The sequence below is a fragment of the Micromonospora sp. NPDC051296 genome, from assembly GCF_040682255.1.
Lineage (GTDB): Bacteria > Actinomycetota > Actinomycetes > Mycobacteriales > Micromonosporaceae > Micromonospora > Micromonospora craterilacus.
This window is the reverse complement of the sequence record NZ_JBFBAO010000002.1, coordinates 1-12,504: the sequence shown is the minus strand read 5'-3', so window position 1 is coordinate 12,504 and position 12,504 is coordinate 1. Positions and strand designations below refer to the sequence as shown.

Here is a 12,504-nt window from a genome sequence, read left to right as displayed (position 1 = left end):
AGGTCGGCGGGCTGGGAACTACCCGAGTGGGACCTGGACGGCGACGTTGTGCTTGGGGTAGTACGAGGCGAACTGCTCCGCACCGTACTTGTCGCGGAACATCGCCACGACGTGGTCGACCCGGTCGGCGTCGGTGATCGGGGTGGCGCCCGAACTCAACGCCGTGCCGTTGGCGGCCAGCTGGACCATCGGCGTCTGCCGGACGTTCTTGTACCACTCGCTGTCCGAGCCGGTCACCGGGACCAGGAAGACGCTGTCCTCGTCCAGCACGAACCACACCGGGCGCGAGATCTGCCGCCCGGTCTTCCGGCCGGTCACGGTCAGCTCGACCTCGCGTACGCCCTGAAGCGCGTCACCGATCGCGTTCGTCATGACGTCCTCCGACAGCTCCCCGGCCCATGTCCTCTCCGCCAGGCTATGGATCGGCGCGGGCGCTCGCTGCGGGTTCCGGCACCTTCACCGGTACGGGCGGTTGCCGACCATGCGGCGATGGCGCCGCCGACCGGTCGGACACCGGCCGTAGGTCGGCCCAGACAGAACTCCCGGTGCCGCAGCCCGCGGCACCGGGAGTTCTCGTCAGGCGTCGATCAGCTCAGCGGCGCGCCGCCGGGCTGCACGACGTTGTTCACCGTCAACGTGTACGGCGCGTACTGCGTCACCTGCTCGGTCGGCTCGTCGTACGCGACGATGGCGACCACCTTGGGGAAGGTCTTCAGGATCGCCGTCTGGGCCACGCCGAGGGTGAAGCTCGACTTGCCGTCGACCTCGAACTGCCAGGCCCGGTTGGTCTTCTCGTCGATGCCGACGAACCGGACGTTCCAGTTCGCCACCGGGGTCGGGGAGATCTCGGAGGGCGAGTCGAACGGGGCGAGGCTCGACCCGTCGCTGACCAGCGTGCCGCCGACGGTGATGTCGTCGACCAGCAGGCCACCCTCGTTGACGCCGCCGTCGCTGACGTACCGGAAGCTGAGCAGCACGCTCTGGCCGGCGTACGCCGACAGGTCGAACGTGTGCGGCTCGAAGCCGGCGGTGGTGCCGTTCAGCGCCGGGCCGAACGGACCGGCGACGGTCTTGTCACCCGGGATGGCGGTGTAGCTCTTGCCGCCGTCGGTGGAGACGCTGACGTAGCCGTAGTCGTAGCCGGCCTCGGCGCCGTACTTCGCGAGGAAGCTCAGCGTCGGGTTGCCGGCCGGCACGTTCACCGAGGTGACGGCGGCGACGTCGAGGCTGTTGCCGTTGCCGGACCAGAGCACCGAGTTGCCCGGGCGGTCCGGGTCGTCGGTCACCGTCTTCCAGGCCAGCGGGATCGCCGGCAGCGTCTTGGCGCCCTGGAACTTGACCGAGCGCAGGTCGCCCCGGCTCAGCGGGGTGCCGTTCGCCTTCCGCAACTGGACGTAGTCGGCGCCGTTCGGTGCCGCGCCCGGGGTCGCGTACGAGGCCGGGTTGGCCAGGTTCACCGTGGCGTTGAGGCTGGGCGTGGTGACCCGGCGCTTGTCCACGCCGAGCATGATGCCGAGCTTCGAGTTCCCGACGATCCGGTCGACCAGGTTCATCGTCTGGTAGTCGTGGATCACGTCGTACATGTCCTTGACGCCCTTGGCCTTGAGCGCCGCGTCGAGGCTGGCCAACCCCTGCAGATCGCCGTCGCGGTGCAGCCGGGAGATGAAGTCCAGGCCGTACCGGTCGTAGAGGAACAGCGAGAGCGAGTACGCGTTGCCGTAGTCGGCGAGTACGGCGCTCGGGTTGCCCCCCTCGTTCCAGAGGTTGATCGAGTTCTCCGGGCCGCCGCAGTCCCGCGGGTTGGTGTTGTAATCCGTCTGGACGATGCCGAAGCCCTGGAAGCAGTAGATGTGGCTGTCCGTGCCGGGCTGGTCGACCCGGGCCGTAGCGTCGACGTAGCCGCCGAGGGTCTGGGCGAAGTCGGAGAGGCCCTCATTGAGCCAGACGCTCTCGAACGGGTCGGCGTAGTAGTGCGCCAGGTGCTGCCACTCGTGGATGAACGTGCCCTCGTACAGGTTGGGGCGAGCCGGCCGGCTGGTGCACAGGTCGTTCGTGGGCTCATTCGGCGGGTTCGCGCCGGTACGGTGCGCCCAGTCGAACGCGTCGATCGTCATGATGTTGCGATCGAGCAGCTCGTTGAAGAGCGAGAAGTGGAACCCGGCGATGTAGGTCGGTGCGGCCGGGAAGTCGTAGAAGTTGTCGTCCCGTACGTTGTCGACCAGCGTGACCGTCCGGTTGCCGGCACCGGTGTAGTCGCCAGCGAGGGCGGCGTTGCTGCCGTCCCGCTCCGGCGGGGTGCTGAACGCGGCGGTGGACTTCGGGTACATGTTGGTGTCGAACTCGTTGACCAGGTGCGCGACCTGTGCGTCCGTAACCACCGTCGAGTTCGGAATCTGCCGGCGGCAGTCGCCCACCGGGAACTCGGTGTCGTTGGCGACCCACACCTCGATGTTGTCGCCCACGCCGCGCAGCGTGTACGGCTTCAGGTAGATCACACCGAGGTAGTCGTCGAGCGCGAGCCACTGGCGTACGGTGCCGACCGGCGGCGTCTCAGCGGCGGCCTGTGCCGTCCGGGCCTGCGCGCGCGGCTGGTACTGAGTCGGCGCCTCGACGGGCTTACCGTTGAAGGTGAAGTCTTTCCGGGTCAGCTCGCGGACGTCGGTCGCGGCCACGGTGGCCGGCACCGGAGCGGGCTTCGCCGCCACCGGGGCCGGAGCGGCCGACGCCGGAGCCGGCTGGGCGATCACGTAGAGTAATGGTAGGACAATGGCGCTGGCAGCTATCCCCGCAAAGCGGCGTCGTGCCACGGAACCTCCTCCTAGCTGGAAGACCCGCCCGGCTCCTGGGCGACCCAGGTGCCCCGGATCTACGCACGCTGATCGAGCGCCCTCGTATCTTTCGCACAAGACCATCGATCAATCAAGCCTTGACACGATCGATCGGTCAAAGTGATGCGGTCGACTTCGGAGGCTCGCGCGACGATGAATCATGTGGCGCCACAGCATGTGGGGCAGCCTCTACACCGCTAGGGCATCACCCTTGAACACCTCTCGTCGGTGCCAGGAGATGTGTTCGGCCGCGGGGAGCGCGGTGCCGGGGCGAGGCTGTAGGGCCCGCCCGTGCAGGTCGTACACGCGGCGGCCGGCTGGGGTGCGGGCGGTGAAGGCGTGTGACACGTCGATGCATAGGTCGGCGCCGAGCCCGAGCGCGCCCAGATCGAACAGCTTGTGGTGCAAGACGCAGAGTGCCAGGCCGTTGTCCGCAGTGTCCGGTCCGTCGAAGGTCCACCATTGGATGTGTGCTGCATCGACGCCGGCTGAGGCATAGCCGAGCTGCCCGTCGTAACCACAGGCGCACTGTCGGTCCCAGGCCCGTAGGATCGCCGCTCGCCAGGCGGGGTCGCGCCGCCGGGCGGAGGGCTGCGCGGCGGTAGGAGCTTGCAGGATGTCGTCGGGGTCGAGGCCCCACCGCGGTCAGCACGTCTGGTGTGACGGTGGCAGGAAAGTTCTGCTCCACCAACGTACGGGCGACCTGCCGGAGCACCTCCGGGCTGCGCCGTAGGACTGACTCGGTTGCTGGTTCAAGGCGTCCGACGACGTTGTGCGTGGCGAGCGGCCCGACAAGATCCATCGGTACGTCCCGGTTCAACGTCCAGACGCCGTCGCTGCGCAGGCGGGTGAACGGGTAGGCCGCACTCTGCGCGCGCCCCGTCCTCGACGGCGGCCCGAAGTCCGTGATCAGGTCACTGAGTCGCTCCTGCGTCTCGGACCAGGGCAGCTGACTTGATCCGCTCTCGGCGATGCGTCCGAGTGCCAGTAGCACGAGGAGTGGCTTGTGCGGCGCCCGACGGCCGCGCTGCTGGTGCAGGCGAAGGGAAGCCAGCCGGTGCAACACTGCGTCTTCCTGGGTCATTCGGCGATCTCCCATGTTGACCTTGGGCGTGGTGGTTCGCTAAGAAGCACACGTGAAAGCTCCCCAGATGAACTGTTCTCAGCCCGAATTCCACTATCTGACAGAGGTCAACAAGGGCTCCATTCGCATGCAGACTTGGCAGAAGCACCTAAACGACATGTACGCCCGCGGCTACCGGCTGGCGCATGCGTTCGAGCAGGACGGCAACACAGTCCAGGTCTACGAGCACCACTGGCACCCGGACGGTTTTCGGGCGTAAGCAGGGCATTGTCTGGTGGCGGAGACGGCCACCAGACAACCTTCTCTACGGGCACTACGCGGCGATGGCGCGGGCTGCGGCGTACACGTCGGCGGGCAACGGATGCGCCAGCTCCCACACGATGCGTATGGGCCGGTTGCCGGTGTGCGAGTGGTATGTCATCGGCCCGGCGTACAGGTACGGCGGCACGCCCAGGTCACGCTCGGCGACCTTCGTCTCCCGGACGAACAGATGCACCGTCGACCCCCGCTTCGCATGGTCGATGTAGCGTTGACCGGTCGGTGAGGCCGACGATGTGGTGCTCTGCGACTCCCATTGGAACAGCGTCTCGGTGATCGCCCGGTCCGCGTACATCGTGGTCGGGGAGTAATGCTGCTCGGACTTGACCAGGGTGACGAAGAAGATGTCCGCCTGCTCGGACTCCAACCACTTCACGCCCTCGCGCAGCGACCCCGGGTTCGGCATGCCGAACGCCGCACAGGCCTCGTTGCGGCTGTACCGGGCGTGCACCCGAAGCGGCACCTGGCCCAGCCGGACCGGCTCGGTGACCCGGTGGATCCGCTCCCGTAGCACCTCCGCGACCTGCCGCAGCTCGGTGCACCGGGCTGGCTCGGCACGTAGCCGCGTCAGCCGCTCGTCTCGCTGGGACAGCGGCACGTTCGGCGCCCACAGGCTGAAGTGCAGCATGTCCAGCAGCCGCCCATCGGGCACGGGCTCGCCGGTCGCCACCTGCTCCCAAAGCGCCAACCGGTCGAGGTCGTCGGTGTGCAGCATCCGGCCGATCGCCCGCCCCAACTCCCGGTCGTCCGTCCCCGGCGTCGACGCTTCCACCCCAGCGAGCCGGCGTAGCCCGGCCCAGCCGCCCAGCGACGCCGAGCGATACACGTCCTCGACCTCCAGGCCGGTGTCCCGCAGGAACTCCGCCAGGGTCACGTCACCGAGCTGCCGTAGCTCGGCCACCATGCTGTTCTTCGAGGACGGGACCGCCCGGTCCAGGTTGCGGAGCACGACCTCCTTGGCGACCCGGTCCAGCTCGATGTGGCAACCACTCGGCAGCGTCGGGAAATCCTGCGCGACCGCGTCGTACACCTGGCGGCGGCTGACCCCGGTCAGCGCCCGCCAGCGGAGGTCGAACCGGAAGTTGGCGTGCTGCCCGCCAATGAAGTCGAGCACCGTCAGGCAGGGCTTGTCGTCGTCTAGACGCAGGCCACGGCCGAGCTGCTGAAGGAAGATCGTGGCGCTCTCGGTGGGTCGCAGCAGGAAGATCGTGTCGACCATCGGCAGGTCAACGCCCTCGTTGAACAGGTCGACGGTGAAGAGAACGCGCAGCCTACCGGCCTTGAAGTCCCGGATTAGGGCGTGTTGCTCCGGTCGATCGACCTCCGACGTCACGGCCGCCGACGGCACGCCCTGCTGGGTGAACCACTCCGCCATGAACTCCGCATGCCCGATGCTTACGCAGAATCCGAGGGCCTGCATCCGCCCGACGTCAACGAGCCTTTGGGCGGCCCGCAGCACCAACCGCGCCCGGGCCTGATTGCCGGTATAGAGGTTCCCCAATTCTGACTGGTCGTAGCCCTGCCCGCGCTTCCACTCAAGATGTGACAGGTCCACGTCATCGTGCAGCCCGAAGTAGTGGAAGGGTGCCAACAACTGCCGGTCCAGCGCCTCCCGTAGATGCAGCTCCACGGCCGCATGCCCGCCGAACCACCGCCGCACGTCGCCGCCGTCGGCCCGGTCGGGGGTCGCGGTAAGCCCCAGGAGTACGCGCGGCGTGAGCCGGTTGAGCAGGCGGGCGTACGTCTTCGCCTCGGCGTGGTGGAACTCGTCCACGATCACCATGTCGAACTGCTCGGGGTCGATCTCCTGCCGGTGTAGCGACTGGATCGAGGCGAAGACATGGCGCCATTGCTTCGGCCTGTCCCCGGCGACCAACGTCTCGCCGAAGCTGCCATCGCCCATCACCTGCCGGAAGGTTGACCGGCTCTGTCGCAGGATCTGTTCCTGATGCGCGACGAACAGCAGCGAGTCGACCTGTCCGGCCTTGTAGAGCTGGCGGTAGTCCAGGGCCGCTACCACCGTCTTGCCGGTGCCGGTGGCCATCACCACCAGGTTCCGCCAGCGGCCGTGCACCTCCCGCTCGGCGGCCAGGTCGTCTAGGACCTCCCGTTGGTATCCGTACGGCCGCACTTCCAGGTTCGAGATCTCGGTGTATCCCTGGTCCCCGCGTTCTCCGCCCAGCGCCGCGTCTAGCCGGTCGGCGTCCCTGCTGGGGTCGTAACTTTCGAACGCCGGATCGTTCCAGTAGTCCTCGAACGTGGCGGTGAACGTGTCGATGACGTGCGGCTGCTCGACATTCGAGATGCGGACGTTCCACTCCAGCCCGTCGACCAGCGCTGCTTTCGACAGATTCGAGGAACCGACGTACGCGGTGGTCATGGCGTTGTTGCGGCGAAACAGCCAGGCCTTGGCGTGTAGGCGGGTGGTCCTGGTCTCGTAGGAGACCTTGATCTCGGCACCCAACTCGGCAAGGCGGTCGAGGGCGCGTTGGTCGGTGGCGCCGAGGTAGGTGGTGGTGATGACGCGCAGGCGCCCACCTCGGCGGATTAAGTCGCAGATGGCAGGTTCGATGAGCCGCAGGCCGTACCACTTGATGAACGCACAAAGCAGGTCAACGGAGTCGGCCGAGGCCAGCTCGTACGCGACCTCGTGGCCGATACGTGGCTGATGACGCCCGTTGACAAGTAGCGCGCCGGCCGAGAGTGGAGTAGAAGGGCGGATTGGAAACGAAGGTCCGTTGGGCGGTGTGGGCGGCGTCGCGATGGCGTGCAGTAGGTGCGCAGCGTCAGTGATCTGATCATCGGCGCCAACCGCAGCGGGGTCGATGGCTGTGATGCCCGCGGCGATCTGATTTGTCAGCTCGATTTGACGCGCAAGCTGGTCATGGCTACTAGGCACGGCTTTGAGCGCGCGGTGGGCGAGCGCGGCCACGTGACGAGCGAGAACGGTCGGTGCATCGGCCGGGTCAAGCTTGCCCTGTTGGACCAGAGCGGAATCGATCTGACGAAGCCGGGCCGAGAGCTTGCGCGTGAAAACGTGCTCGTAGATGCCATGGTCAAGATTCGCCACGTAACGAGCTAACCAGGAGTCGGGCTGTCCGCGCTGCCCCTGGCTAGCTTGGGCCCGCGCTACGAGTGGTGGGCAAGCCCATCCGTCCGATTGATGGGACCTCGTCTGATGATGACCGGCGGGCGGAACCTTCAGTTGTCATCAGGGCCATATTGAGGGATCTCTGTTTGCTGCGATTACGGCATTGTGCGAAGAGCCGTCACGATCGCGGGACGTGTGGCAGCTTCAGGAAGGGTGCTGATGGCGGAGAGTCCAGATACAGGTGCAAGCTGGCGCACGCGCTGGGCAGATCGGGAGAATGCCAAGCGGCAGAATTTTCACCGGACGGCAGCTCACGCTTGGGGCCGGCGGAACGACGATCTCTCAAGCATGCGCGCGGCAGCAGCGCACTTCAGGGGGCTAGCGCACGCACCAGCGGGTGTTTTCGTTGATCTTCGCCGAGGTGAGGTGGTTTATCACACCGTCCCCGCCGCGCAGATGATCGAGGCGCCAGGGTTCACCTCCTTGCCGGCGGTTACGCCCGACCTAGTCGCGGTCCCGGCCGAGGGTCTCGGACGTCCGTTGCCGCAGGGTTTCAATACCATTGACGCTGGCACCGTTGTGCTGACGGACCGTCGGGTGATCTTTCTTGGTGCCAGAGGCAAACGCGAATGGGCCTACGCCAAATTGGCCGGGTTGCTCCATGACCGCAGCTCGCCCTCCTCGCTCATGCACGTCGTCAACCGACAGCGGATCTCCGGGCTCTATCTTCCGTCCGCTAGCGCGCCTGGCTTTCGCTTCAATCTGGCGCTGGCTCTGGCCGACGCTCGTGAGCAACGGCCTCTCTTGATCGCCCACCTTGATGGATTGCTTGCACAACACCGGAGCGCGCAGCCCGTGCCGCCCGCACTCGCTACTCCGGCCAATGCTCCGGCGACAGCACGTGTTCCAGGTGGAAGAGCGAGCATCGTGGCGACGCTCCTATTCGCGCTTTGCGCCTTCGGCGGAGTGCTTCAGGCCATCGGCGCCTCCACTTCGCCGACCTCGCCGACGTCGCTGGCGGCGAGCGCTCAGGCCGATGGCCTGCCGGTGCCCAGTGTGAGCGCAGACAGAACAGCGAACTCGGCGACTCCGGCGCCCACTCCTTCGACGTCAGCGCCGCCGACCAAGGCGTCGCCGTCGCCGTCACCGACCAAGGCTTCGGCAACGCCGACCAAGGCTTCGGCGGTACCGACCAAGGCCGCGGTGAAGCCGCCGCCGACCCAGAGTCCTACACCAAAGGCGAAGCCGAAGCCGACGACGGCGTCGCCAGCGCCCAAGCAGGCCGATCTCTGCGGTGCTCCACAGAACCCGTACGGCTACAACTTCTGCGGTGGCTCATACATCTACTCGCCGGCCTCCGGCGTCTGCTTGTACTTCAAGTGCATTGGCAATTTCTCTAACGGAAAGGGCTACATGATTCAGTGCAACGACGGCATGGTCAGCATGTCCGGCGGGCGATCTGGGTCCTGCTCACATCACGGTGGCAACCGACGCGCTGTTTACAAGTAGCCATGAGCGTGGACGTCCGACAGCTACCCGTCAACGACGGGTAGCGTGGCGGAAGCGTAAGCGGCCCAAAGCTGGGCCACGACCGGCTCCCAGCGCGGTTCGGTCCGCAGCGGCGTGACAATAACGCCCGCATATCGGAGGGTCTGCAGGTGTCGGTCGTAGCTTGGGTGGGCGGCGAGCTGATCCTTGACGCTTGGAAACGCGTGGACCGGGATGTCGGCGCCGAGTGCCTCATTGAGGATGCCGAGCGCGAGTGTGTCGTTGATCCCGTGCGCCCACTTGTTGATGACGTTGAACGTGGCAGGCACGACGGCGACGGCGGTCGCGGGTGGATGTGGCTCAGGATCACCAGGCATCCGCCACTCGACTCGGACCGGATAGCCAGTCTGCTGCGCGAGGGCTTTCCGGTCGATCCAGGTGGCGGCGGTGGGCGTGGTGGTGAGGCAGACGATCCAGCCGTCTTGCTGAAGCCGGCCGATCAGCTCGCTGATCCGCAGTACCGGTGGTGCGGCGCAGGCGACCAGTGTGAGAACCTTGCGGTCCGTCATGCCAGCAGCCCGGCGCGCTCCGCCAGCGGTCGTAGCCCCGGTGTCACTGCTCGGCGCTCCTTGGCTATCAGGTCGAGCAGCAGCGTGCGGGCCTGGACGTTGGCGTGCACCACCTCGGCGGCGATCCGCTCGGCTTCGAGGAGGTACAGCACCGAATTTGATCTGTCGTTGGACGAGATCATGACGGCTTCCGCCAAGTCCACGTGGACCGGTGCTCGGCGTCCGACCAGTACCGCCGGCATACGCGAGGCGTCGAGCCAGGTGCCCAGCTCGATGGCCCGGTCTGCCTGTCCTGACAGCACCGCCGCAGAGACTCCGTGTATCACGGGCGTTGGCCCGGGTGTCTGATCGGCGGGGTCCTCGCGGTGTGGCGTATGCGCTGCTCGGGGTCCCGGCCATCGCGGTCGCGGAGTAGGCCGCTGACGCGCCGCAGCGGCCTTGGTCATGACGGCATTGGCCCGTCTGTCATCGGCGCATCGCGTAAGAAGACGTCGAAGATCGGCGCGTCTTCCCAAGCGGGGCGGAGCTGGGTGATCTTCTGCCAGCCCCACGACATGTACGCCGACTGAGCAGGCGCGTTGTCGGGACGGGTGAGAAGAGTCATCCGTGGCTCGGGCCGACTGCCGATTAGCTCGTCGTGCAGCGCTCGCGCGATTCCCTGGCGCTGCCGATCCGGACGTACGAGCAGCTCGCTCAGGGCGAAGGTTCGATGACCGTCCTCGTTGGTGAAACCTGGGGGGATACTGCCCTGGATGCCTTCCCACCAGCGAGTCTTCTCGGGCAACGGGAATCCGTAGGCATAGCCGACCAGGCGTCCGCGGACCTGAGCGGTGACCAACGTCCAGCCGGGAACGTTCATGTGCCCGGCAAGCTGGCGGCGATAGCGGTCTTCGTTGTAGAACGCTCCGTCTGCCGCATGGGCGTCGAGATAGACCTCGACCAAGTCGCCGATCAAAACGAATGCCGTTTCGGCGTTGTACTGCCTTAGCGCCCGGTCGTCGCTCATCTCTGGAATGCCCTGCCGTGTGCGTCAACAAACTCGCGGGCCGAAGCAGAGCGCTCGCGATCCAGGTGCGACTTGACCTGAGCGAAATGCCGCATAGTCCGCCCTGAGCTGATTGCCCTTACCTCTGGCAGTGCCCGCAGCCCCGTCTGCGCCGCCGAGTGGATGTCGCCGCATCGGTACTCGGCCTCGGCAAGCCGTACTGTGTAGTACACCTGGTTGCGGCGGTGGCCGGCCCGCGGGCCGCTGCTGATGGCCCGGAATGACTCCACAGCACGCGCCGCCCTGCCGAGGGCAAGGCAAGACAGCCCCTGGATGCCGGTCAGCTCCTGGGCGGTAACGAATTGAAGGAACGGCAGGTCATCCTCGTGCGGGCCATGATCGAATTCGTGACGCGCCTTTGTCATCTCCCGGTCAAAGCCGCCCACATCGTTCAGCTGTGCGTAGGCATGGGCTGTCCGTAACCGCAACAACGTCCTCAGCCTGGCGGTCGCCCAACCTCTGGACGCGCGCAGTGCGGCTTCGGCGCAGTGCAGTGACTCAGATGGGTGATCTTCGCGGACCAGCAGCGACAGACAAGCCAGTGCGCGGACCTCCTCGCGTGGGTCGTCTGCGATCCTGGCTCGGGTGATGGCGTCATTAAGGTAGGGGCGCGCTTGCTGGCGGCGTTCTCCGTCTATCGCTAGCCAAGCGACCTGATTGGCGAGGTCGGCCAACGCGGACTGAAGGGCTTCGCCGAGCCCTCGGCTGTATTGGGACCTGGCTGCCCAGGTAGAGAGGCGGGTGTGGACGCCCATCGCCACATCACACAACTCATCTGCTCCGAGTGCGGCGTCGGCCTGCCTGAATCGTTCGACCAGCGAGCCAGCGAAACGAACATGTTCCATGCCGACGACTTCGGCCTTTCGGTCAGCCATCATCAACGCGTCGAACAGGCTGTTTCCCCCGAAGCCGGCGAGAGCAGCCAGCGCAGTGAACTGCCGACGGTCCGTGGTGCCACCTCCTTCATGGGGAGTCGCCTCCAGGGTAGTTGGCAGCCCGCCCGAGAGGTCGATCCCTTGAGGTGCACCGGCCAAAAGCTCGACTGCGATGTGCTGTGTCTGCTTCGTCGGCGTTCTTGAGGGCAGGCTGAACCAGAGCTGAGGCTCGGGGATCTTCAGCAGTGTCGCCCAATGCGAGAGCCGGTCCAGGTGTACCAGTGGTGGCCCGTTTTCGACGCGGCTGAGCTGCGCCTGCGTGATCCCCAGCCAGCCCGCCACCACGGTCTGCGGCAGGGGATTCCGCCCGTGGTACGGGTGATACCGGTACGCCCGGATCACCCGCCCGAGGTGCCGCTCCGCGAGCGCCTGGCGTACCGGCTCGTGCTCCCAGAAGCTCGCCGGCACCGCGGGCGGGCTGCTCAGGCGGTCGCGTTCGGCGGCCTGGCAGGGCGCGCAGCGTCCGCTGTCGTTGTCGCGGGCAAGGCGTCCCCCGCAGCGGGGGCAGTTCGCACGTGTCACCGGCAACCTCGCCATTCGCGGGGGCTGTGTCGATGGTGCTCAGTCGAGCCTATCCATTCAAACCGTTCTGCGGGCTCGCGGTATACGCGCCGCGCATATCGACGATTCTCGCAGCGTCATGCGGTCGGCGGTCGGTGGTGCGCAGCCTGCATGCAAGGCAACGCACCGCTGACGGAAGGAGCAGGATGCTCACCATCGACCGGGTCAGCGCCGGCCGGGCGCTCGTCTCCGATGAGCTGTTCGCCCAGCTGACCGCCCGCATCGCCCGCGACCACCCCGAGCTGGCCGCCGACCTCCCGGCCAGGATCATGGATCAGGCGCTCGCCTTCCTTGCCGCCTGCGCCACCGCCACCGAGCCGCTCGGCCCGAGCGACCTGGTGGACATCGGCTGGCACGCGTTCCTCCTGCACACTCGGGAGTACGCCAACTTCTGCCAGCGCATCGCTGGCCAGTTCATCCATCATCAGCCAGACCCGCCGTCGGAGGAAGGTGGGCGCATGGAGCCCGAGCCGCTCGGCGTGCCGATCTCGCGGGTGGGGCCGGCGTCGCGGTGCCGGCGGGCCAGCCAGATGAGGATGGCGGCGCCGAGCAGGGTGGTCACCACGCCGGTGGGGATGTCGACGC

Annotated in this window: 10 protein-coding genes and 1 pseudogene; 3 read left to right on the top strand and 8 right to left on the bottom strand. The window is 66.8% G+C overall.

The window, feature by feature from the left end; translation table 11 throughout:
• Positions 1 to 18: 18 nt before the first annotated feature.
• From AB0M52_RS00335 to AB0M52_RS00325, 3 genes and pseudogenes are all read right to left on the bottom strand, one after another.
• Positions 19 to 372, bottom strand: a complete 354-nt coding sequence (locus AB0M52_RS00335; protein WP_363946716.1) for a nitroreductase/quinone reductase family protein — start codon at positions 370 to 372, stop codon at positions 19 to 21.
• Between the two features lie 215 nt (positions 373 to 587).
• Positions 588 to 2,747: a choice-of-anchor J domain-containing protein gene (locus AB0M52_RS00330; RefSeq protein ID WP_363946714.1), complete on the bottom strand. Its 2,160-nt coding sequence runs from the start codon at positions 2,745 to 2,747 to the stop codon at positions 588 to 590.
• 270 nt (positions 2,748 to 3,017) lie between these two features.
• Positions 3,018 to 3,912: pseudogene (locus AB0M52_RS00325) on the bottom strand (phosphorothioated DNA-binding restriction endonuclease).
• 52 nt (positions 3,913 to 3,964) lie between these two features.
• Between AB0M52_RS00325 and AB0M52_RS00320 the strand changes: the two are divergent.
• Positions 3,965 to 4,171: a hypothetical protein gene (locus tag AB0M52_RS00320; protein WP_363946712.1), complete on the top strand. Its 207-nt coding sequence runs from the start codon at positions 3,965 to 3,967 to the stop codon at positions 4,169 to 4,171.
• A 54-nt stretch (positions 4,172 to 4,225) separates the two neighbouring features.
• Here the strand turns inward: AB0M52_RS00320 and AB0M52_RS00315 are convergent, their stop codons facing one another.
• The gene (locus tag AB0M52_RS00315) at positions 4,226 to 7,300 is read right to left on the bottom strand and encodes a DUF3427 domain-containing protein (protein ID WP_363946709.1); all 3,075 of its coding nucleotides are present in this window, start codon (positions 7,298 to 7,300) and stop codon (positions 4,226 to 4,228) included.
• 447 nt (positions 7,301 to 7,747) lie between these two features.
• On the opposite strand from AB0M52_RS00315, the gene AB0M52_RS00310 reads away from it, so the two are divergent.
• Positions 7,748 to 8,830 (top strand): hypothetical protein, encoded by a 1,083-nt coding sequence (locus AB0M52_RS00310; protein WP_363946707.1) that lies wholly within the window; start codon positions 7,748 to 7,750, stop codon positions 8,828 to 8,830.
• A 23-nt stretch (positions 8,831 to 8,853) separates the two neighbouring features.
• Here AB0M52_RS00310 and AB0M52_RS00305 read toward each other — a convergent pair whose 3' ends face one another.
• From AB0M52_RS00305 to AB0M52_RS00290, 4 genes are all read right to left on the bottom strand, one after another.
• Positions 8,854 to 9,378, bottom strand: a complete 525-nt coding sequence (locus AB0M52_RS00305; protein WP_363946704.1) for a flavoprotein — start codon at positions 9,376 to 9,378, stop codon at positions 8,854 to 8,856.
• Positions 9,375 to 9,680, bottom strand: coding sequence for a hypothetical protein (locus AB0M52_RS00300; protein WP_363946701.1), 306 nt, complete (start codon positions 9,678 to 9,680; stop codon positions 9,375 to 9,377). Before AB0M52_RS00300 ends, AB0M52_RS00305 begins: the two co-directional genes overlap by 4 nt.
• A 140-nt stretch (positions 9,681 to 9,820) precedes the next feature.
• Positions 9,821 to 10,384: a GNAT family N-acetyltransferase gene (locus AB0M52_RS00295; RefSeq protein ID WP_363946699.1), complete on the bottom strand. Its 564-nt coding sequence runs from the start codon at positions 10,382 to 10,384 to the stop codon at positions 9,821 to 9,823.
• Positions 10,381 to 11,766, bottom strand: coding sequence for a hypothetical protein (locus AB0M52_RS00290; protein ID WP_363946697.1), 1,386 nt, complete (start codon positions 11,764 to 11,766; stop codon positions 10,381 to 10,383). Before AB0M52_RS00290 ends, AB0M52_RS00295 begins: the two co-directional genes overlap by 4 nt.
• 299 nt (positions 11,767 to 12,065) lie before the next feature.
• Between AB0M52_RS00290 and AB0M52_RS00285 the strand changes: the two genes are divergently transcribed.
• On the top strand, positions 12,066 to 12,504 hold a 439-nt coding region (locus AB0M52_RS00285; protein ID WP_363946695.1), incomplete at its 3' end, for a hypothetical protein.